At 69.9% G+C, this 19,478-nt stretch carries 18 protein-coding genes; 8 read left to right on the forward strand and 10 right to left on the reverse strand.

Annotated elements, in window-relative coordinates; all coding sequences use genetic code 11:
• Positions 1-88: 88 nt before the first annotated feature.
• From chvE to araD1, 8 genes are all read right to left on the reverse strand, one after another.
• Positions 89-1,156 carry a multiple monosaccharide ABC transporter substrate-binding protein gene (chvE, locus tag AUL35_RS10415; RefSeq protein ID WP_062014569.1) on the reverse strand — a complete coding sequence of 356 codons (1,068 nt, stop codon included), beginning with the start codon at positions 1,154-1,156 and terminating at the stop codon, positions 89-91.
• Between the two features lie 215 nt (positions 1,157-1,371).
• Positions 1,372-2,016, reverse strand: a complete 645-nt coding sequence (locus tag AUL35_RS10420) for a 2-dehydro-3-deoxy-6-phosphogalactonate aldolase (protein ID WP_062014570.1) — start codon at positions 2,014-2,016, stop codon at positions 1,372-1,374.
• Positions 2,013-2,951 (reverse strand): 2-dehydro-3-deoxygalactonokinase, encoded by a 939-nt coding sequence (locus tag AUL35_RS10425; RefSeq protein ID WP_062014571.1) that lies wholly within the window; start codon positions 2,949-2,951, stop codon positions 2,013-2,015. Before AUL35_RS10425 ends, AUL35_RS10420 begins: the two co-directional genes overlap by 4 nt.
• Positions 2,948-3,829, reverse strand: a complete 882-nt coding sequence (locus tag AUL35_RS10430; RefSeq protein ID WP_062014572.1) for an SMP-30/gluconolactonase/LRE family protein — start codon at positions 3,827-3,829, stop codon at positions 2,948-2,950. The genes AUL35_RS10425 and AUL35_RS10430 overlap by 4 nt, the downstream gene beginning before the upstream one ends.
• Before the next feature lie 12 nt (positions 3,830-3,841).
• Positions 3,842-5,680, reverse strand: a complete 1,839-nt coding sequence (locus AUL35_RS10435) for an IlvD/Edd family dehydratase (protein WP_062014573.1) — start codon at positions 5,678-5,680, stop codon at positions 3,842-3,844.
• Between the two features lie 53 nt (positions 5,681-5,733).
• Positions 5,734-6,804, reverse strand: a complete 1,071-nt coding sequence (locus AUL35_RS10440; protein WP_062014574.1) for an aldose epimerase family protein — start codon at positions 6,802-6,804, stop codon at positions 5,734-5,736.
• Positions 6,801-7,736 carry a Gfo/Idh/MocA family protein gene (locus AUL35_RS10445; protein ID WP_374754487.1) on the reverse strand — a complete coding sequence of 312 codons (936 nt, stop codon included), beginning with the start codon at positions 7,734-7,736 and terminating at the stop codon, positions 6,801-6,803. The genes AUL35_RS10440 and AUL35_RS10445 overlap by 4 nt, the downstream gene beginning before the upstream one ends.
• Before the next feature lie 2 nt (positions 7,737-7,738).
• Positions 7,739-8,737, reverse strand: a complete 999-nt coding sequence (araD1, locus tag AUL35_RS10450; RefSeq protein ID WP_062014576.1) for an AraD1 family protein — start codon at positions 8,735-8,737, stop codon at positions 7,739-7,741.
• A gap of 228 nt (positions 8,738-8,965) precedes the next feature.
• Here araD1 and AUL35_RS10455 point away from each other — a divergent pair, with 228 nt between their 5' ends.
• Positions 8,966-10,366, forward strand: coding sequence for an MATE family efflux transporter (locus AUL35_RS10455; RefSeq protein WP_062014577.1), 1,401 nt, complete (start codon positions 8,966-8,968; stop codon positions 10,364-10,366).
• A gap of 13 nt (positions 10,367-10,379) precedes the next feature.
• On the opposite strand, the gene AUL35_RS10460 is transcribed toward AUL35_RS10455, so the two are convergent.
• Positions 10,380-11,660: an L-fuconate dehydratase gene (locus AUL35_RS10460; RefSeq protein WP_062014578.1), complete on the reverse strand. Its 1,281-nt coding sequence runs from the start codon at positions 11,658-11,660 to the stop codon at positions 10,380-10,382.
• A gap of 37 nt (positions 11,661-11,697) precedes the next feature.
• Between AUL35_RS10460 and AUL35_RS10465 the strand changes: the two genes are divergently transcribed.
• From AUL35_RS10465 to AUL35_RS10475, 3 genes are read left to right on the forward strand one after another with little or no spacing between them, the layout of a single operon-like run.
• Complete coding sequence (locus AUL35_RS10465) at positions 11,698-12,483, forward strand: IclR family transcriptional regulator (RefSeq protein WP_062014579.1); 786 nt, start codon at positions 11,698-11,700, stop codon at positions 12,481-12,483.
• Positions 12,484-12,534: 51 nt separating this feature from the next.
• Positions 12,535-13,278, forward strand: coding sequence for an SDR family oxidoreductase (locus tag AUL35_RS10470; RefSeq protein ID WP_062014580.1), 744 nt, complete (start codon positions 12,535-12,537; stop codon positions 13,276-13,278).
• A gap of 11 nt (positions 13,279-13,289) precedes the next feature.
• A complete protein-coding gene (locus tag AUL35_RS10475; protein ID WP_062014581.1) occupies positions 13,290-14,135 on the forward strand; it encodes an ureidoglycolate lyase in 846 nt (281 codons plus the stop codon).
• Here AUL35_RS10475 and AUL35_RS10480 read toward each other — a convergent pair.
• Positions 14,114-15,055 carry a GntR family transcriptional regulator gene (locus AUL35_RS10480; RefSeq protein ID WP_062014582.1) on the reverse strand — a complete coding sequence of 314 codons (942 nt, stop codon included), beginning with the start codon at positions 15,053-15,055 and terminating at the stop codon, positions 14,114-14,116. The genes AUL35_RS10475 and AUL35_RS10480 overlap by 22 nt on opposite strands.
• 140 nt (positions 15,056-15,195) lie before the next feature.
• Between AUL35_RS10480 and AUL35_RS10485 the strand changes: the two genes are divergently transcribed.
• The 4 genes from AUL35_RS10485 (at position 15,196) to AUL35_RS10500 (ending at position 19,465) form a co-directional block, all read left to right on the forward strand.
• Entirely contained in the window at positions 15,196-16,185 is a 990-nt protein-coding gene (locus AUL35_RS10485) for an aldo/keto reductase (protein ID WP_062014583.1), read from the forward strand.
• A 12-nt stretch (positions 16,186-16,197) separates the two neighbouring features.
• Complete coding sequence (locus tag AUL35_RS10490) at positions 16,198-16,644, forward strand: RbsD/FucU family protein (RefSeq protein WP_062014584.1); 447 nt, start codon at positions 16,198-16,200, stop codon at positions 16,642-16,644.
• A 119-nt stretch (positions 16,645-16,763) separates the two neighbouring features.
• Positions 16,764-17,747: an ABC transporter substrate-binding protein gene (locus tag AUL35_RS10495; protein WP_062014585.1), complete on the forward strand. Its 984-nt coding sequence runs from the start codon at positions 16,764-16,766 to the stop codon at positions 17,745-17,747.
• Positions 17,748-17,995: 248 nt separating this feature from the next.
• Positions 17,996-19,465: a sugar ABC transporter ATP-binding protein gene (locus AUL35_RS10500; RefSeq protein WP_244493733.1), complete on the forward strand. Its 1,470-nt coding sequence runs from the start codon at positions 17,996-17,998 to the stop codon at positions 19,463-19,465.
• The last annotated feature ends 13 nt before the right edge of the window (positions 19,466-19,478 follow it).

The raw sequence follows: 19,478 nt of genomic DNA on the forward strand, positions 1-19,478 counted from the left end.
TCCAGGCGCCGACGGGACCGGCCGGCGCCCCGAGGGGACGCCGGCCGGAAAGGGAAGCCTGCGCCTCCCTTGGTATCACGCGCTCAGATCAGGGCTTGATCTGGTCCGCGGTGTAGTAGCCCGAGTCCACCAGCGTCGCCTTGATGTTGTCCTTGGTGACGAGGACCGGCTTCAGGAGGTAGGACGGAACGACCTTCACGCCGTTGTCGTAGGTCTTGGTGTCGTTGACCTCGGGCTCCTTGCCGTTGCCCATCGCGTCGATCATGTCGACGGTGACCTTGGCGAGCTCCCGCGTGTCCTTGAAGATCGTCGAGTACTGCTGGCCGTTCTCGATCGACTTGACCGAGGGCACCTCGGCGTCCTGGCCCGAGACCACCGGCATCGGCTTGTCGCCCGCGCCGTAGCCCACGGCCGAAAGAGCCGAGATGATGCCGATCGACAGGCCGTCATAGGGCGACAGCACGGCGTTCAGGGTCTTGTCGCCGTAGTAGGACGACAGGAGGTTGTCCATGCGGGCCTGGGCGACCGCCGGGTCCCAGCGCAGCGTGCCGACGCGCTCCATGCCCATCTCGCCCGACGGGATCACGAGCTTGCCCGAGTCGATGTAGGGCTGCAGCACGCTCATCGCGCCGTTGTAGAAGAAGAAGGCGTTGTTGTCGTCGGGCGAGCCGCCGAACAGCTCGATGTTGAAGGGGCCCTTGCCGTCCTTGAGGCCGAGCTTGTCGGCGATCGAGGTCGCCTGCAGGACGCCCACCTGGAAGTTGTCGAAGGTCGTGTAGTAGTCGACGTTCGGCGAGTTGCGGATCAGGCGGTCGTAGGCGACGACCTTGACGCCCTTGTCGTGCGCCTGCTGCAGCACGTCCGTCAGCGTCGTGCCGTCGATCGAGGCCACCACGAGGTACTTCACGCCGGACGCGACCATGTTCTCCATCTGGGAGAGCTGGGTCGGGATGTCGTCCTCGGCGTACTGCAGGTCGGTCTGGTAGCCGCGCTCCTTCAGCGACTTCACCATGTTGTCGCCGTCGGCGATCCAGCGGGCCGAGGCCTTGGTGGGCATGAGCACGCCGACCGTGCCCTTGTCCTGCGCGAACGCGCCGCCCGCGAAGGTCATCGCGCCGAGGGCCACGGCCGCCAGCAAGGTCTTCATTCCGATCATTCTCATCCTCCCCATGCGGCGGTGCCCAAGCACGCGCCGTGCGGCACGACCGCCGTGCCGCCGAAAACTCGTGAAACCCCGGGTTGCGCCTGGCGCCCCCGCCCCTGTCGCCGACCGGCCGCCGGGCTCGTCTCCCGCCCGCCGTCGTCAACAATGACGTGATGACTAGACCAAGCCTCGACGCGCCGACAAATGAATTCTTTCGGCGCCGTGATTTATCCTAAACCGAAGACGCGGTCGTAGAGCAAGACCGCCCGATCGGCTCTTTCGCGGATATCCCGCGTGGTCATTCCGGGCTTGTAGAGCGAGGAGCCGAGGCCGAAGGTCCGCACCCCCACCTTGGCGAATCCCTCGAAGTCGCCCTCCCCGACGCCGCCCACGACGCCCACCACGCAATCCTTCGGCAGGACCGCGCGGATGGCGTTGACGCCTCCCGGTCCCAGCACGCTGGCGGGAAAGAACTTCAGCGCAGAGGCGCCCGCCGCGAGCGCCGCGAAGGCCTCGGTCGGGGTGAAGACGCCCGGCATGGTCACCATGGCGTGCTCGCCGGCGCGACGCAGAACCGCAGCGTCCACGTTGGGCGAGACGAGAAGCCGCCCGCCCGCCGAGGCGAGGCTGTCCACCGCGCCCGTGTCGAGAACCGTGCCGGCCCCGATCCAGACATGAGCGGGGGCGCGACGCGCCGCCGATTCGATCGAACGGAAGGCGTCCGGCGAGTTCAGCGGGATCTCGATCATCTCGAAACCCGCCTCGACCAGCGTGTCGACGGCGGCGTCGGCCTCGTCGGGCCGGATGCCGCGCAGGATCGCCACCAGCGAGCGCTTGAGGTCGGGCCAGGGGTGCGAGCGGACGGAGGTCATCGGCCGGAATCTTTCGATGCGAACAGGAGCCGCGCAGCGGCCAGGAGACCGTGGCGCACGCAGGCGTCGGCGTCGAGCCGGCGCGGGGAACCGAGGTCGGCGACCGCCAGCGCCCGCTCGTAGAGCGCGACGATGGGGCCGCTGCCCAGAAGCGCGACCGGTGCCTCGCGGGCGTCGTGCCGCGCGAGCGCGCCCGCCATCTCGAGGCCGATCAATGCTCCCGACAGGCGAGCGAGACCGCTTTCCGGCGCCGCGCCGTGCAGGAGCCATCCGGCCCGCACCTGGAACAGGCGGCTCGTGAGAAGCGCCGGCTCGTCGAGCGCATGGCGCACGCCGGACGCGAAGGCCGGATCGTCGGCCGAGATCGCCGCCTCGGTCGCGACGGCCTGGCTGAGGATCGAGTTCGAGCGCAGCATCTGGAAGAGCTCGCCGGTCATGAAGGTCGAGAAACCCTCGACCGTGCCCTCGTCGAGCCGCACCCACTTGGAATGGGTACCGGGCATGCAGACGAGGCCCGTGCGGAAACCCTCCGCCACGACGCCCAGAAGCTGCGTCTCCTCGCCTCGCATGACGTCGGGCTCGGCATCCGAGCGCTGGGCGATGCCAGGCAGGACGAAGACGGGGCGCGGTTCGTGGGGAATCGCGGTCGCGCGCGCGGCCAGGTCGTCCAGTCCGACGGGCGCATCGAGATAGCTCGCCTCGACCCAGCCGGTGCGCGATCCGACCATGCCGCACAATAGCGCCGGCGTGCCGGCCGGCACGCCGAGCGCTGCCAGATGCTCCTCGAGAACGCGGCCGAAACCCTTCGGTCCGGCGGCAACCAGCCCGTCGGCGGCGCGGCGCTCGCCGAGCACCTGCCCGGCGGCATCCACCGCCCAGGCCCGAAACGACGTCGTGCCCCAGTCGACGAGGGCGAAAGCGGGCGACGCCGTCACGAGCGGTCGATCCGCACGCGCGCCTCGGGCAGGCCGCGCACGCCGGGGTCGAGGATGAAGGTCTTTCCCGCCTGCCGGTCGCGCTTCAAGCCCGCCGCGTCGAGGCCCTCGCGCGCCGAGGTGACGATCATGCGGTCGAGGTTCGGCCCGACGAACATCGGGCAGGTGGGCCGGCTGGCCGGTACCGGGATCGTCAGGAGATGCTCGCCGTCCGCCGAGTAGCGGTCAATGCAGCCCGCGCCCCAGCGCGCGTTCCAGATGCATCCCTCCACGTCCACCACCGCGCCGTCGAGCCCGCCCTCGCCGCCGCGATGGTCGACCAGCGTCGAGGGCTCGGCCACCGGCAGGCCGGTCTCGGGGTCGAGCGCGACGCGCTGGAGAAGGCCGGCATGGGTATCGGTGAAGTAGCCGGTGCGCCCGTCCGGCGAGAAGCACATGGCGTTGGGAATGGTGATGCGGCCGTAGAGCTTCGTCAGCTCGCCCCGGAAGAAGTGGTAGATCGAGCCCGCCCCCTCTTCCGCGCGCCGCCCCATCGTGCCGATCCAGAGCGCGCCGCAGGGGTGGACGCGCCCGTCGTTGGAGCGCGTCAGACCGTTGTCCTCCTCCAGGCGCGTATGCAGCTGGAGGCGGCCCGAGGCGATGTCGCGCAGATACAGACCGTCCGCCGTGGCGACGAGCTGGTGCTCGTCGTCCACGTAGGCGAGCGCGCTCGCCATGGTCGGCAGGGTGTGGACCGTGGTCGCGCCCGCGGCGACCTTCGCCTCGAAGAGCTGCCGCTCGAGGATGTCGAACCACCAGAGCGTGTCGCTCGGCCCGTCATAGGTCGGGCCTTCGCCCAGGTGACAGGTGTGGTCCGACAGGATGCCGACCTCGGTCATGCCGGCGCCCCCTTAGTGGTTGTCGCGCGGGATGCCGCGCGTCTGCGCGATGCGCTGGTACTGGACGGCGTTCTCGAGGACGGCGCCCGTCTCCATCTGGCCGACCAGCGTGCGCTGGATTTCCTGCCAGGGCGTCTGGTGCTCGGGATACTTGTAGCCGCCTTCCGCCTTGAGGCTCGCGCGGCGCTCGTTCAGCTCCTCGTCGGAGATCAGGATGTCGGCCGTGCCGCGCCCGAGGTCGATGCGCACCCGGTCGCCCGTCCGGAGCAGCGCGAGGCCGCCGCCGGCCGCCGCCTCCGGCGAGGCGTTGAGGATCGACGGCGAGCCGGACGTGCCCGACTGACGCCCGTCGCCGATGCAGGCGAGCGAGGTCACGCCCTTCTCCAGGAGGTAGGTCGGCGCGCGCATGTTCACGACCTCGGCAGCGCCGGGATAGCCGATCGGACCGGCGCCGCGCATGAAGAGGACCGTGTGCTCGTCGATGCCGAGCGCGGGGTCGTCGATCCGGTGGTGATAGTCCTCCGGCCCGTCGAACACGACGGCGCGGCCCTCGAAGGCGTTGGGATCGTTCGGGTTGGCGAGGTAGCGCTCGCGGAACTCCGGCGAAATCACCGAGGTCTTCATGATGGCGGAGGTGAAGAGGTTGCCGCGCAGAACGAGGAAGCCGGCCTTGTCCTTGAGCGGCTGGTCGTAGGGGCGGATGACCTTCTCGTCCTCGATGCGCACGCCCCGGCAGTTGTCGCCGATCGTGCGCCCGTTGACGGTCAGGGCGTCCTCGCGGATCAGGCCCTTTTCCATGAGCTGCGCGACCACGGCCGGCACGCCGCCGGCATGGTAGTAGTCCTCGCCCAGATACTCGCCGGCCGGCTGCAGGTTGACGAGGAGCGGGATCTCCTCGCCGAACTCCTGCCAGTCGTCGATCGAGAGCTCGGCGCCGATGTGGCGGGCGAGCGCGTTGAGATGGATCGGCGCGTTGGTCGAGCCGCCGATCGCCGAGTTGACGCGGATCGCGTTGATGAAGGCGTCGCGCGTCAGGATGTCGGAGGGCTTCAGGTCCTCGCGAACCATGTCGACGATGCGAAGGCCCGTGCGGTAGGCGACTTCCTGCCGGTCGCGGTAGGGCGCGGGGATGGCCGCCGAGCCGGGCAGCTGCATGCCCAGCGCCTCGGCGAGCGAGTTCATCGTGGTCGCCGTGCCCATCGTGTTGCAGTAGCCGGTCGAGGGTGCCGACGAGGCCACGAGCTTCACGAAGCCCGCATAGTCGATCTCGCCCTTGGCGAGCAGCTCGCGCGCCTTCCAGACGATCGTGCCCGAGCCCGTGCGCTCGCCGCGGAACCAGCCGTTCAGCATCGGCCCGACCGAGAGCGCGATGGCGGGAATGTTCACGGTCGCCGCTGCCATGAGGCAGGCGGGCGTGGTCTTGTCGCAGCCGATGGTCAGCACCACGCCGTCGAGCGGGTAGCCGTAGAGGACCTCGACGAGGCCGAGATAGGCGAGGTTCCGGTCGAGGCCGGCGGTCGGGCGCTTGCCGGTCTCCTGGATCGGGTGGACCGGGAACTCGATCGCGATGCCGCCCGCCTCGCGGATGCCCTCGCGCAGGCGATGGGCGAGCTCGAGGTGATGGCGGTTGCAGGGCGAGAGGTCGGAGCCGGTCTGCGCGATGCCGATGATCGGGCGGCCCGACTGCAGTTCTTCCTGGCTGAGGCCGAAGTTCATGTAGCGCTCGAGATAGAGCGCGGTCATGTCGGCATTGTCGGGATTGTCGAACCAGGCGCGCGAGCGCAGCTTGTTGCCGCCGGTCACGGGCGCGAGGTCGCCGGTCTTCTGGGTGGCGGAGGGAAGGTTGGCCATGCGTGTCTCCTTCTCGGGCCTCGAGCCCTGCCGGGCGAGGCGCTTGCTGGTTCTTATCGGACGGAAAAGCGGTAGCGGGAGCGGTGACGGTAGGTTTCGCCGGGCCCGAGCCGGGCGGACGGGAAGTCGGGACGGTTCGGCGTGTCGGGGAAGCGCTGGGGCTCGAGGCAGAGCGCATCGCCCATGCGGTAGATCTGCCCGTTCTTGCCGGCCACGGTCCCGTCGAGGAAGTTGCCGGTATAGACCTGGAGCCCCGGCTGGTCGGTCAGCAGTTCCAGCGTCCGGCCGGTTTCGGGATCGAACACGGCGGCGGCCGAGACAGGTTCGCCGCCTTCCGTGAAGGCGTCGAGGACGAAGTTGTGGTCGATGCCGCGCCCGCGCCGCATCTGCTCGTGGCCTTCGCGCACCCGGTCGCCGATCCGCGCGCCCTCGCGCAGGTCGAAGGGCGTGCCCGCGACGCCGCTGCCTGTGCCCTCGAGCGGGATCGAGGTCTCGTCGATCGCGGTGAACAGCGAGGCCGAGACCATCAGCTCGTGGTCGAGCACCGACTCGACGCGTGCCGCGCCACCGAGGTTGAAGAACGCATGGTTGGTGAGGTTGACGATGGTGGTGCGATCGGTGGTCGCTCGCCACGCGATCTCCAGCGTCTCGCCGTCGAGAAGGCGGTAGGTGACGCTTGCCTGCAGCGTCCCGGGAAAGCCCTGGTCGCCGTCGGGACTGGTCAGGTGGAGCGTGGCGAAGGGCTGCTCGCCCTCGCCCGTTTCCCCAACCTGCCAGATGCGGCGGTCGAAGCCGTCGGGCCCGCCGTGCAAGGCGTTCGGGCCGTCGTTGGCGGGAATAGCGAACGTCTCGCCGTCGAGCGCGAAGCGCCCCTTGGCGATGCGGTTGGCGTAGCGCCCGATGGTCGCCCCGTAGAATCCGCGCGTGCGCTCGTAGTCGGCGGCCGCGTCGTGGCCCAGCAGCACATCGGCCAGGGTCCCGTCGCGGTCGGGCGCCAGAAGCGAGTGCCAGGTCGCGCCAAAGGTCAGGACCGAGGCTTCCAGCCCGGAGGCATGGCGCAGCGTGATCCGCTCGACGGTGCGGCCGTCGGCAAGCTCGCCGAAGGGCTCGCGGATGAGGCTCATCGCGCCGGCTCCTCGTGGAAGGCCTCGACCTCGTGTCGACGCCCGAGCAGGAAGCCGTCGGCCACGAGCTGGAGGGGCGACAGGTCGACGTCCATCGTGCGCACCGCGCACAGGTCGCGGAAGCGCGCGTAGATGCCCTGGTATTCCCGGTCCGGCTCGTCGGTCATCGAGCGGCCGTCAAGATCGAGGCGGCGCCCGCCGTCCTGGATCCGCAGGAGCCCGTCCGCCGTCTCGACCTCGATCGTCCAGGTCTCGCCGCCGGTCACGCGCCAGTCGAACTCGGCCGAGACGGGGAGGCCGGACGGCGAGGAGAAGCCCAGGTTCGCCGCGATCGGCGCGGCGCGGTTCGCCGGAAAGAACAGGTCGGACCGGTCGAGGAAGATCGCCTCCGGCAGGATCGCGGTCACGATCGACAGGGCGTTGATGCCGGGATCGAAGACGCCGAGGCCCCCCGGCTCCCAGATCCACGCCTGGCCGGGATGCCACTTGCGCACGTCCTCCTTCCAAAGGACGCGCACCGACCGGATCTGCGTCCCGGCCAGAAACAGACGCGCAGGCTCGACGGCCGCCGAGAAGCGCGAGTGCCAGGTGGCGAACAGCGAGACGTCGTTGTCGCGTGCCAGCCTTTCGAGCGAGGCGATCTCGGCGACGGTCGCCCCCGGCGGCTTCTCGAGGAGCACGTGCTTGCCGGCCGCCAGCGCCTTCCAGGCCTGCGCGTGTCGTCCCTGCGGCGGCGTGCAGAGCGCGACCGCGTCGAACGCGTCGGCATTCCCAAGCAGATCGTCGATCGTCGCCACGTTGAGAACGCCCGGCAGCTCGGCGTTGCGGCTGGCGACGGCGGTCAACTCGACGCCCTCGACCGCGGCGATCGAGGGAACGTGCTGGTCGCGGGCGATCTTGCCGAGGCCGACGATGGCAATGCGCAGCGTCACGGTCAGAGGCTCCGCACGGCGACGAGCGCGTCGGCGGCGCCGCTTGCCACGCGAAGCGTGTTCACGAGCGGCAGGCGGAAGGGCGCGGCCTCGATCTCGAAGCGATCGCCGGCCTCCGTCTTGACGCCGTGCGTAACCGAAAGCGTCGCCGTGCCGAAGAAGTGGACGTGAAGGTCGCCCGGCCGGCGGAACAGGTCGTACTTGAAGTTGTGGTGCTCGAGGTTCGCGATCGAGTGGCTCATGTTCGCCTCGCCCGACAGGAAGGGCTTGTCGAACACGGTTTCCTCACCGCGACGGATGCGCGACGAGCCCTCGACGCTCGCCGGCAGATCGCCGACCAGAAGCTCGGGACCGAGCGCCGCCTGGCGCAGCTTGGAATGGGCGAGCCAGAGGTAGTTGCCGCGCTCGGTCACATGGTCCGAGAACTCGTTGGCGAGGCAGAAGCCGAGCCGGTGCGGCGTTCCGTCGGGACCGATCAGGTAGAGGCCGGCCAGTTCCGGCTCCTCGCCGCCATCCAGCGCGAAGGCGGGCGAGACGAGATCCTCGCCGGGGCCGACGAGCTGCGAGCCGTCGCCCTTGTAGAACCATTCGGGCTGCGCGCCGACCGCGCCCGCCTGCGGCTTGCCGCCCTCGACGCCCATCTGGAACATCTTCATCGAGTCGGTGACCTGCTGCCCAGCGGCGGCCTTGTGCATCTTGTCGCGGCCGTCGGCCGAGCCGAGATGGGTCAGGCCCGTGCCGGCCACGATGAAGTGGGCGGGGTCCGCGTGGTGGACGGGGAGCGCGACGCGCCCCTCGCCGAGCGCCGCCTCGAGGTCGATCCGCTCGCCGCGCCCCGCCCGCTCCACCGCTTCCGCCAGCGAGATCCCGTCCGCGATCGCGCGCGTCGCCAGCTCGTAGGTCGAGCCGACGCCCTTCACGACATAGGCCTCGCCCGCATCGTCGCTCGCGGCCACAACGAGCCCTGCGGGCGTTCGGACTTGGGAGAGACGAAGCGCCATGAGCCGTCGATTCCACTCTGCGGGGATGAGAAGCGTCGGCAAGGCCGAGCCTATTTGTCTGCGTTATTTCGGCCCGAGGTTATTTCGAACCGTCCCAAGTTTGTCAACGCGATCGAAGGCGGCAACGAGCTGCCCACGAGGCGGGCACATGCCTGCTGGACAAGCAGGGACCGCAAGTCTACGCCCCGGACCATCCGCCATCCCAGAGCCTTCTTCCGCGTCCGTTCCATGACCCTTGCCGCCCCGCCCCTCACCGCCGTCGCCGCACCGCTCGGCTGGCGCGAGCATGCGCGGCAGACGATGCGGCTCGGCCTGCCCCTGGCCGGCGCGCAGCTTGCCCAGGTCTCGATCAACGTCACCAACACGGTGGTCGCCGGGCAGCTCGGCGCGCGCGAGCTGGCGGCGGCGGTTCTGGGCGCGCAATGCTTCTACCTGTTCTGGATGTTCGGCTCGGGCTTCGCCTACGCCGTGATGCCCATGGCCGCCTCCGCGCATGGCACGGGCGACGTGCGCGGCGTGCGCCGCGCCGTGCGCATGGGCCTGTGGATCGTCGTGCTCTACAGCCTCGGCGTGATGGTGCCGCTCTGGTTCGCCGAGCGCATCCTCGTCGCGCTCGGCCAGGAGCCGGGCGTCGCGTCCATGGCGGGCGGCTACGTGCGCGTCCTGCAATGGGCGATGCTGCCCTATCTCGGAATCTTCGTGTTCCGCTCCTACTTCAGCGCGCTGCAGCGGCCGGCGGTGGTTCTGATCGTGACGATCCTCGGCGCCTGCGTGAATGCGGGCCTCAACGTCCTCTTCGTGTTCGGCCATCTCGGCCTGCCGGCCATGGGCCTCGCCGGCTCGGGGCTCGCCACGATCGCGACCTCGACCGTGATGCTGCTTCTCCTCGCCTTCTACGACCGGTGGCGGCCGGAGCTGGCGGCCAACGAGATCCTGGTGCGCTTCTGGCGGCCGGACTGGGCGGCCTTTCGCGAGGTCGCGCGCCTCGGCTGGCCGATCGGGGCGACGATCGTGGCGGAGGCCGGGCTGTTCACCGCCGCCGCCCTCCTGATGGGCTGGATCGGGACGGTGGAACTCGCCGCCCACGGCATCGCGCTGCAGCTCGCCTCGATCTCCTTCATGATACCGCTGGGCCTGGCGGCGGCGGCCACCGTGCGCGTCGGCACGGCCTACGGGCAGGGCGATCGCCTGGGCGTGTCGCGCGCCGCGCGCAGCGTCATCGGGCTGGCGGCGCTCGTGTCCTTCGTCGCCGCCTCGCTCTTCTGGTTCGTGCCGGTACCGCTGATCTCGCTCTTCGTGGACCGGGCCGACCCGCTGGCGGCGACCGTGGTCGCGACCGCGGTGCCGCTTCTCCTGGTGGCCGGCGCCTTCCAGATCGTCGATTCCATCCAGGTCGTGGCGAGCGGCTCGCTGCGCGGCCTCAAGGACACGCGCGTCCCCCTCTTCATCGCCCTCTTCTCCTACTGGGCGGTGGGAATGCCGGTGGCGACCGCGCTCGCCTTCGGGCTCGGCTGGGGCGGCGTCGGCGTCTGGTGCGGTCTGGCGATCGGGCTCGCGGTGTCGGCCCTTCTCATGACCGGCCGCTTCCGCCAGCACGAGCGGCGCGGCGACACGGTCGCCGCCGCCTGACGACCCGCCGCCCTTATCCCCGGAACGCGTGGGCGCGCAGCGATTCCGGCTTCATCTCGATCGAGAAGCCGGGCGCCTGCGGCGGGAGGTAGCGCCCGTTCAGCACTCGGCACGGCTCGACGAAGTGCTCGTGCAGGTGGTCGACATATTCGGCGACCCGTCCCTCGGCCGTCCCCGAGATCGCCAGGCAGTCGATGATCGACAGGTGCTGGACGTATTCGCAAAGGCCGACGCCCCCCGCGTGCGGGCAGACCGGCTTTCCGAACTTGGCCGCCATCAGCATGATGGCGAGGTTCTCGTTGAGGCCGCCGACGCGCGCGGCGTCGATCTGCACGACGTCGATCGCCTCCGCCTGCAGGAACTGCTTGAAGAGGATGCGGTTCTGGCCCATCTCGCCGGTCGCGACCTTCACGGGATGCACGCCCCGGCGGATCTCGGCATGGCCCAGGACGTCGTCGGGCGAGGTCGGCTCCTCGATGAACCAGGGGCGGAACTCGGCGAGCTCGCGCACCCACGAGATCGCCTCGCCGACCTCCCAGACCTGGTTGGCGTCGATCATCAGCGTGCGGTCCGGACCGATCTCCTCGCGCACGATCCGGCAGCGCCGGCGGTCGTCGGCGAGGTCACGCCCGACCTTCAGCTTGAAATGCGTCCAGCCCGCCGCCAGCCCCTCGCGGCACAGCGCCCTCACCTTGTCGTCGGAATAGCCGAGCCAGCCCGCCGACGTCGTGTAGGTCGGGTAGCCCTCGGCCTCCAGCGTGGCGAGCCGCGCCTCGCGGCCCTCCCGCGCCTTGCGCAGGATGGCGAGCGCCTCGTCGTGCGTGATCGCGTTGGAGAGATATCGCAGGTCGACGCAGCGAAGCAGCGCTTCCGGCTCCATGTCCGCGACGAGGCGCCAGACCGGCTTGCCCTCGCGCTTGGCCCACAGGTCCCAGACGGCGTTCACCACCGCCCCGATCGCCATGTGCATGACGCCCTTGTCGGGCCCGAGCCAGCGCAGCTGCGAATCGCCCGTCATGAAGCGCCAGAAGCCGCCCATGTCGCCGGCGATGTCGTCGAGGCTCCAGCCCGCCGCGCGATCGGCCGCGCGCGCGATCGCGTCCACCACGATGTCGTTGCCGCGCCCGATCGTGAAGGCGAGCCCGTGGCCCGAGAGCGCCGGGTCGTCGGTTCCGAGCCGGACATAGGCGGCCGAATAGTCCGGGTCGGGGTTCATCGCGTCCGATCCGTCGAGCTTGGCGGAGGTCGCGAAGCGGATATCGTGGGTCTCGAAGTCGCGGATGGTGATGGACATGGGGTCGCCTCCTCGCTCATATATGAAACGAGAAATCATGAGCGAACAGGATGTGTCAATGACCGACGAGGCCGGAGAGGGTCCGCGCTACCACGCTCCGGCGCTGGAGAAGGGTCTCGACATCCTGGAGCATCTGGGGTCGGTGCAGGAGGCCCAGACGCTCGGCGACCTCGGCGAGGCGCTCGGCCGCACGCGCGGCGAGATCTTCCGCATGGTCGCCGTGCTGGAGCGGCGCGGCTATATCGAGCGCGTCGCGCCCGACCGCTTCGCGCTCAGCGACCGCCTCTTCTCGCTCGCGATGAACCAGCCGCGCCAGCGGGCGCTCGCCGAGGCCGCCCTGCCCGAGATGCGGCGCTTTGCGGACGAGACCGGCCACAGCTGCCATCTGGCGGTGGCGAGCGAGGCCCAGATGGTGGTGGTGGCCCATGTGCCGAGCCCGGCCCATGTCGGCTTCGCGGTGCGCATCGGCCACCGCCAGCCGCTGGCGCTGACGGGCTCGGGTCTCTGCCTTCTGGCCTTCATGTCGCCGGAGCGCCGCGAGCGGACCTTGCGCAAGAGCCCGGAGGCGGACGGCCAGCGCGCCTGGCTCGGCGAGACGCTGGGCGCGATCCGCGCGGCGGGCCATGTCCTGCGCCCTTCGCGGCTGGCGGAAGGGATCACCGACATCTCGGTTCCCGTGCGCGATCCGGCGACCGGCGACGTGCTTGCCGCCCTGTCCTGTCCCTTCATCCGCCTGCTCGACGCGGCGGAGCGGCCGGAGGATCTGGCGGCGCGCCTGCGCGAGGCGGCGGGACGGATCGCGGTCCTCGTTGAAAACGGCTGAACGAGCGTCTATGAAACACGTGTTCGCGGATGAAACGGGAGATTTCGAGCGATGACCGGACGCCTTGGAGGCCTGAGGGCCGTCGTGACCGCGGCAGCGCAGGGCATCGGCCGCGCGACGGCCCTGCGCTTCGCGCAGGAGGGCGCGGAGGTCCTCGCCTGCGACATCAACGGCGAGAAGCTGCGGGATCTGGCGGGCGAGCGCGGCGTCACGACGCGCATCGTCGACGTCCTCGACGCCGGCGCCGTGCGCGATCTGGCGGCGGCGGCCGGGCGCACCGACATCCTCTTCAACTGCGCCGGCTTCGTCCATGCCGGCACGATCCTCGACTGCGAGGAGGAGGATTTCGACTTCTCGTTCGCGCTCAACGTCAAGTCGACCTACCGCATGGTGCGCGCCTTCCTGCCCGGCATGGCGGCGGGCGGCGGCGGCTCGATCATCAACGTCGCCTCGGTCGCCTCGTCCATGATCGCGGTGCCCAACCGCTTCGTCTACGGCGCCTCCAAGGCTGCCGTGATCGGCCTCACCAAGTCGGTCGCCGCCGACTTCGTCGCGCAAGGGGTTCGCTGCAACGCGATCTGCCCGGGCACCGTGGAGAGCCCCTCGCTGCAGCAGCGCCTGGAGGCCACCGGCGACGCCGACGCCGCGCGGCGCGCCTTCATCGCGCGACAGCCCATGGGCCGCATCGGCACGCCCGACGAGATCGCAGGCCTTGCCACCTATCTCGCAAGCCCGGAAGCCTCCTTCGTCTCGGGCCAGGCGCTCGCGATCGACGGCGGCTGGACCAACATCTGAGGAAAACCATCATGAAGCTCCTGCGATACGGCGAACGCGGCGCCGAGAAGCCCGGCCTCCTCGACAGCTCCGGCACGCTTCGCGACCTGTCGGGCCATGTCGAGGACATCGCGGGCGACGTGCTCTCCGACGAGGTCCTCGCCCGCCTCAGGTCGCTCGACCCGGCCTCGCTGCCCGCGGTTCCCGCAGGCGTGCGCATGGGCCCCTGCGTCGGCCGCGTCGGCAAGTTCATCTGCATCGGGCTGAACTACGCCGACCACGCCGCCGAGACCGGCGCGCCGATCCCGGCCGAGCCGATCGTCTTCATGAAGGCGACCAGCGCCATCACCGGGCCCAACGACGGCATCCTGATTCCGCGCAACTCGGTGAAGACCGACTGGGAGGTCGAGCTCGGCGTCGTGATCGGCCGCGAGGCGCGCTATGTCGCCGAAAGCGAGGCGCTCAACTTCGTGGCGGGCTACTGCGTCGTCAACGACCTGTCGGAGCGCGCCTTCCAGACCGAGCGCGGCGGCCAGTGGACCAAGGGCAAGTCGGCCGACACGTTCGGCCCCATCGGCCCCTGGCTCGTCACGCGCGACGAGGTGCCCGACCCGCAAGCCCTCTCCATGTGGCTCGAGGTCGACGGCCACCGCTACCAGGACGGCTCGACCCGCACGATGATCTTCGGCGTCGCGCACGTCGTGTCCTACCTCTCGCAGTTCATGAGCCTGCAGCCGGGCGACGTGATCACGACCGGCACGCCGCCGGGCGTCGGCATGGGGCTGAAGCCCGAGCCCGTCTATCTCAAGCCCGGCCAGGTCGTGCGCCTCGGCATCGAGGGCCTGGGCGAGCAGCGTCAGGACGTGGCGGCGGCCTGAGGCCGGAGCGCGTCCTCCTCTCCGGCCGCCTCGGCGGCGGCCGGGGGGATCGAGCGCAGCAGCGTCTCGCGCGCCGAGCGCAGGTGGCGCCGGCAATAGAACTCGACCTCCATCGCGTTGCGCGTGCGCAGCGCCGCGACGATGTCGAGGTGCTCCACCAACGCCTGCCGGTTGCGCTCCGTCTCGCCCTGCTTGTTCCACTGGTAATGGTAGTGGAAGATCATGGCGATCACGTCGTAGAAGTCGATCACGAAGCGGTTGCCGGAGGCCTCGTGGATGAGGCGATGGAAGCGCTCGTCGAGCCGCGAGAAGGCGGCGCGCTGCTCCTCGACGCGCGGCAGGAGCCGGCGGTGCTCCTCCTCGATGGCTGCCAGCGACGCCCAGGCCGGGTGATCGTCCGGCAACTCCACGAAGGCAAGCGCCGAGCGCAGCTCGAAGAGCTCGCGCACCTCCGTCAGCTCCAGCGCGAAGGCGCGCGTGAAGCCCTTCAGCACCCACTGGCTGTTGCGCCGCTTCTCGATCAGCCCGAAGCGCGAGAAGCGGATGAGGAACTCGCGCACCGCCGAGACGCCGACGCCGAGCTCGCGCGCCAGGTCGGCCTCGCCGATCGCGTCGCCCGGTTGCGCGCCGCCCTGCAGGATGCGCTGCATGAAGCCGCGCTCGATCACCTGGTCGAGCGGGTCGGTCTCGTCGGCAGGAAAGCGGTCGGCGGCGACCGGCCGGCGCACCATCGCCCGGCGGCCGTCCTCGACCCGAAGGATGCCCCCTTCCGCCATGCGCGCCAGCACCGCCCGCACCGTGGTGCGGCTGACCTCGAGCTGCCGGGCGAGCGCGCCCTCCGAGGGGATCTCGCCCTCCTGCGAGAGAAGCGAGAGAGCGCGGTTGTAGGCGTCCTTGAAGAGCGTGTTGGGCTTGGCCATCCGGAATGCGCGTCAATGCGCGGCAAAGGCCGCGCCGGGAAAACCGATTCATTACGCCAGCCTTGGTTCCTTGTCGATGAAAGACAGGTGAGCTAGATCTGCCGCCGTGCCCCGCCGGGCGCACAAGGGGGAACGAGGCGATGAACAAGCGGCGAATCGGTCGGACGGCGCTCGAGGTGACGGAGATCAGCCTGGGCGGCGCCGCGCTCGGCAATCTCTACCGCGCCGTGGCGCGCAAGGACGCCATGGCGGTGATGGACCGGGCCTGGGACGCGGGCATCCGCTATTTCGACACCGCGCCCTACTACGGCTTCGGCCTGTCGGAGCGCCGCATGGGCGACTTCCTCCAGGGCAAGCCGCGCGACGCGTTCGTGCTCTCCACCAAGGTCGGGCGGCGGCTTCGCCCCGCGCCCGGCGAGGACCTGCCGGGCCTCGGCTATGTCGACGCCCTGCCCTTCGCGGTGGAATACGACTACGGCTACGACGCGATCATGCGCTCGGTGGAATCGAGCTACGCCCGGCTCGGCCTCAACCGCATCGACATCCTTTTCGTCCACGACATCGGCGTCTACACGCATGGCGAGGAGCGGACGCGCGCCCATCTCGGCCAGCTCTTCGGCTCGGGCCTCAAGGCGCTGGAGGAGCTGAAGAGCGCCGGCGTGATCGGGGCCTACGGCCTCGGCGTCAACGAGGTCGACATCTGCCTCACCGTAATGCGCGAGGCGCCGCTCGACTGCATCCTGCTCGCCGGACGCTACACGCTGCTCGACCGCGCCGCCGAGCGCGAGCTCCTGCCTCTGTGCCGCGAGCACGGCACCTCGATCGTGGTGGGAGGCGTCTTCAACTCCGGGATTCTCGCCACCGGGGCGCGCGAGGGCGCGAACTTCGACTACGGTCCCGCCGGCCCGGACGTCCTGGAGGCGGTGCGCGGCCTCGAAGCGGTGGCCGAGCGCGAAGGCATTTCGCTGAGCGGCGCCGCGCTCCAGTTTCCGCTGCACGAGCCCATGGTGGCCAGCATCCTTCTCGGCACCGGGCGGCCCGAAAGCCTCGAGCGGAACCTTGCGGGCTTCGCGCCCGCGATCGCGCCCGGGCGCTTCGCCGCCTTCGAGCCCCACACGATCAACCGCTAGAGGACCCGTTCCATGCTGCGCCACGTCCATCCCCTTCTCGGTCCCGACCTCCTTCATGCGCTCCGCTCGCTCGGCCACGGCGACGAGGTCGTGATCGCCGACGCCAACTTCCCCTCCCACTCGCTCGGGCCCCGCGTCGTTCGCCTCGACGGCATCGACGCGGTGGAGGCCGCCGAGGCCATCCTGACCCATCTGCCGCTCGACACGTTCGTGGAGCGCGCCGCGTTCCGCATGGCAATGGTGGACAAGCCCGACGAGGTGCCGCCGATCACCGATCTCTTCGCCGACGCGATCGCTCGGCTGTCGGGCGGCGACTTCCCGATCGAGGCGATCGAGCGCTTCGCCTTCTACGAGCGTGCGCGCCGCGCGCAGCTGATCGTGGCCACCGGCGAGCGCCGTCTCTACGGAAATCTGATCCTGACGACGGGCGTCCTTCTTGGAAATTCCGTTCCAAAGTGATTTGATGTTGAAACGGCTTGCGGAGAATCAAGGAAGCCGCTAGCGTACCCGTACGATATCCAGAAAGAACCGGGCCGACCCGGCGGATACGTACGCTCTTTCAAGGAGGAACAGTTCCGATGAAGTCCCGCCTTCCGACCCGTCGCGCGGCCCTGGCCAGCGTCGCCCTCCTGGCCGCAGCCTTCGCCCTGCCCGGCGGTCCGGCCCTGGCCCAGCAGCCCACCATCCCGATCATCGTGAAGGACACGACCTCCTTCTACTGGCAGATCGTCCTGGCCGGCGCCCGGCAGGCGGGCAAGGATCTCGGCGTCAACGTGCCTGAGCTCGGCGCCCAGGCCGAGACCGACATCAACGGCCAGATCTCGATCCTCGAGAACGCGGTGGCGGGCAAGCCGGCCGCGGTCGTGATCGCGCCGACCGAGCGCACGGCGCTCGGCGCCCCGATCACCGAGGCCGCCAAGTCGGTTCCGGTCGTCGGCATCGACTCCTCGGCCGAGACTGATGCCTTCTCGTCCTTCCTCACCACCGACAACGTCGAGGGCGGCCGCATCGCCGCGCGCGGCCTGGCCGAGGCGATCAAAGCCAAGACCGGCAAGGAAGAGGGCGACGTCGCGCTGATCACCAACGCGCCGAACGCCGGCTCGCTGGAGGAGCGCAAGAAGGGCTTCACCGAGGAGCTCGCCAAGTATCCGGGCCTCAAGCTCGTCGCCGACCGCTACGCCGACGGCCAGGCCGCGACCGGCCTCAACATCACCACCGACCTCCTGACCGCCAATCCCAACCTCGTCGGCATCTTCGCCTCGAACCTGATCATGGCGCAGGGCGCCGGCCAGGCGGTCGCCGAGAACGGCGTGAAGGACAAGGTGGCTCTGGTCGGCTTCGACTCCGACGACCGCCTCGTCGGCTTCCTGAAGGACGGCGTCATCTCGGCGCTGGTGGTCCAGGACCCGTACCGGATGGGCTACGACGGCATCAAGACCGCGCTCGCCGTCTCTAAGAAGGAGAAGGTCGAGAAGAACGTCGACACCGGCGCGAACCTCATCACCACCGCCAACATGATGGACAAGCGCTCGCAGGAGCTCCTCAACCCGAAGGTCAAGTAACCCTCGAGGCTGAACGTCGCCCGCCGGCCGGTCCGGCGGGCGCCATGAAGGGCCGGGGCCATCAGGCGCCCCGGCTTTCTCGCCCCTTCGCGGGGCAAGGCGAGACGCAGAAGGCCCAGCCCGGCCCCGCTCGCAGGCTCCTGCTCGTAAGGAGGCATTCCTTGACCACAGCGCCATCCCCCCTCGACCCGCGCCCGGCGGGCGAGCATGCCGCATCCACCGAGCCGCCGGTCGCCGCCGGCGAGACCATCCTGGAGCTGCGCGGCCTCGAGAAGCGCTACGGCCAGGTGCTCGCGCTCAAGCCCTGCTCGCTCTCGTTCCGCGCCGGAGAGATCCACGCGATCGTCGGCGAGAACGGCGCCGGCAAGTCGACGCTCATCAAGCTCCTGACCGGGGTCATCCGGCGTTCGGGCGGCGAGATCGTCTGGCGCGGCCAGCCGGTCGCCCTCGCCTCCCCCCAGGAGGCGATCGACCACGGCATCAACGCCGTGCACCAGGAGGTCGTCCTGTGCCGCCACCTGTCGGTGGCCGCCAACATCTTCCTCGGCGACGAGAGCGTGCGCGGCGGGCTCCTGCGCAAGCGCGAGATGAACCGCGCGGCGCAAGCCATCCTCGACGACATGGGCTTCCGCCTGCCGGCCACCGCCGAACTCGGCAGCCTGACGATCGGCCAGCAGCAGCTCGTGGCCACCGCACGAGCCTCGCTGCGCGGCACGCGCTTCATCATCTTCGACGAGCCCACCGCCTACCTGACGCGCCAGGAGGCCGCCCAGCTATTCACCCTGATCCGCCGCCTGAAGGCGGAAGGGGTGACGATCGTCTATATCAGCCACCGCATGGAGGAGGTCTTCGAGCTGGCCGACCGCGTGTCGGTGCTGCGCGACGGGACCCATGTGGGAACGCGGGACATTCGCGAGACGAACGACGCCGAGCTCGTCTCGCTCATGATCAACCGCTCGCTCGACCAGATCTACCACAAGGACAAGATCGCGATCGGCGAGCCCCTGATCGAGGCGCGGCACCTCTCGGGCAAGGGCTTCGAGGACATCTCGCTCACCGTGCGGCGCGGCGAGATCGTCGGGCTCTACGGCCTGATCGGCGCGGGGCGTTCGGAATTCGCGCTCTCGCTCTTCGGCCGCAACCCGAAGACGGCGGGCGAGATCCTCTGGAAGAACAAGCCGGTCGACATCCGCTCCGAGCGCCAGGCGATCGACCTCGGCCTCGCGCTCGCGCCCGAAAGCCGGCGCGACCAGGGGCTGGCCCTGAACCTTCCGATCGGCCTCAACCTGAACCTTCCGATCTACGACCGGGTGACGAGCGGGCTCACGATCTCGCGCCGCCGCGAGGCGGAGGAGGCCGACCGGCAGATCCGCGACCTCGCCATCAAGACGCCGAGCCGGCGCACGCTGGCCTCGGCCATGTCGGGCGGCAACCAGCAGAAGATCGTCATCGGCAAGTGGCTGGCCCACGGCGCCGAGCTCTTCATCTTCGACGAGCCGACGGTGGGCGTGGACGTCGGCACCAAGGCCGAAATCTACCGCCTGTTCGGGCAGCTTCTCCAGAAGGGGGCGGGCATCCTCCTGATCTCCTCCTACCTGCCCGAGGTCTACGAGCTCGCCGACACGATGCACGTCTTCCGCAGCGGGCGCCTCGTCGGCTCGAGCGGCTTCCACGAGGCGAGCCACGAAACCATCCTCGCCCAGGCGATCGGCGTCTGACGTGAACCCTTCC

Source organism: Aureimonas sp. AU4, assembly GCF_001463765.1.
In the GTDB taxonomy this organism is placed as follows: domain Bacteria; phylum Pseudomonadota; class Alphaproteobacteria; order Rhizobiales; family Rhizobiaceae; genus Aureimonas.

Bases quoted from the DNA above. Each gene is read 5' to 3' on its own strand.
- chvE (WP_062014569.1), bottom strand. From the start codon at position 1,156: ATGATCGGAATGAAGACCTTGCTGGCGGCCGTGGCCCTCGGCGCGATG.
- AUL35_RS10420 (WP_062014570.1), bottom strand. From the start codon at position 2,016: ATGACCTCCGTCCGCTCGCACCCCTGGCCCGACCTCAAGCGCTCGCTG.
- AUL35_RS10430 (WP_062014572.1), bottom strand. From the start codon at position 3,829: ATGACCGAGGTCGGCATCCTGTCGGACCACACCTGTCACCTGGGCGAA.
- AUL35_RS10435 (WP_062014573.1), bottom strand. From the start codon at position 5,680: ATGGCCAACCTTCCCTCCGCCACCCAGAAGACCGGCGACCTCGCGCCC.
- AUL35_RS10440 (WP_062014574.1), bottom strand. From the start codon at position 6,804: ATGAGCCTCATCCGCGAGCCCTTCGGCGAGCTTGCCGACGGCCGCACC.
- araD1 (WP_062014576.1), bottom strand. From the start codon at position 8,737: ATGGCGCTTCGTCTCTCCCAAGTCCGAACGCCCGCAGGGCTCGTTGTG.
- AUL35_RS10455 (WP_062014577.1), top strand. From the start codon at position 8,966: ATGACCCTTGCCGCCCCGCCCCTCACCGCCGTCGCCGCACCGCTCGGC.
- AUL35_RS10460 (WP_062014578.1), bottom strand. From the start codon at position 11,660: ATGTCCATCACCATCCGCGACTTCGAGACCCACGATATCCGCTTCGCG.
- AUL35_RS10465 (WP_062014579.1), top strand. From the start codon at position 11,698: ATGAGCGAACAGGATGTGTCAATGACCGACGAGGCCGGAGAGGGTCCG.
- AUL35_RS10470 (WP_062014580.1), top strand. From the start codon at position 12,535: ATGACCGGACGCCTTGGAGGCCTGAGGGCCGTCGTGACCGCGGCAGCG.
- AUL35_RS10475 (WP_062014581.1), top strand. From the start codon at position 13,290: ATGAAGCTCCTGCGATACGGCGAACGCGGCGCCGAGAAGCCCGGCCTC.
- AUL35_RS10480 (WP_062014582.1), bottom strand. From the start codon at position 15,055: ATGGCCAAGCCCAACACGCTCTTCAAGGACGCCTACAACCGCGCTCTC.
- AUL35_RS10485 (WP_062014583.1), top strand. From the start codon at position 15,196: ATGAACAAGCGGCGAATCGGTCGGACGGCGCTCGAGGTGACGGAGATC.
- AUL35_RS10490 (WP_062014584.1), top strand. From the start codon at position 16,198: ATGCTGCGCCACGTCCATCCCCTTCTCGGTCCCGACCTCCTTCATGCG.
- AUL35_RS10495 (WP_062014585.1), top strand. From the start codon at position 16,764: ATGAAGTCCCGCCTTCCGACCCGTCGCGCGGCCCTGGCCAGCGTCGCC.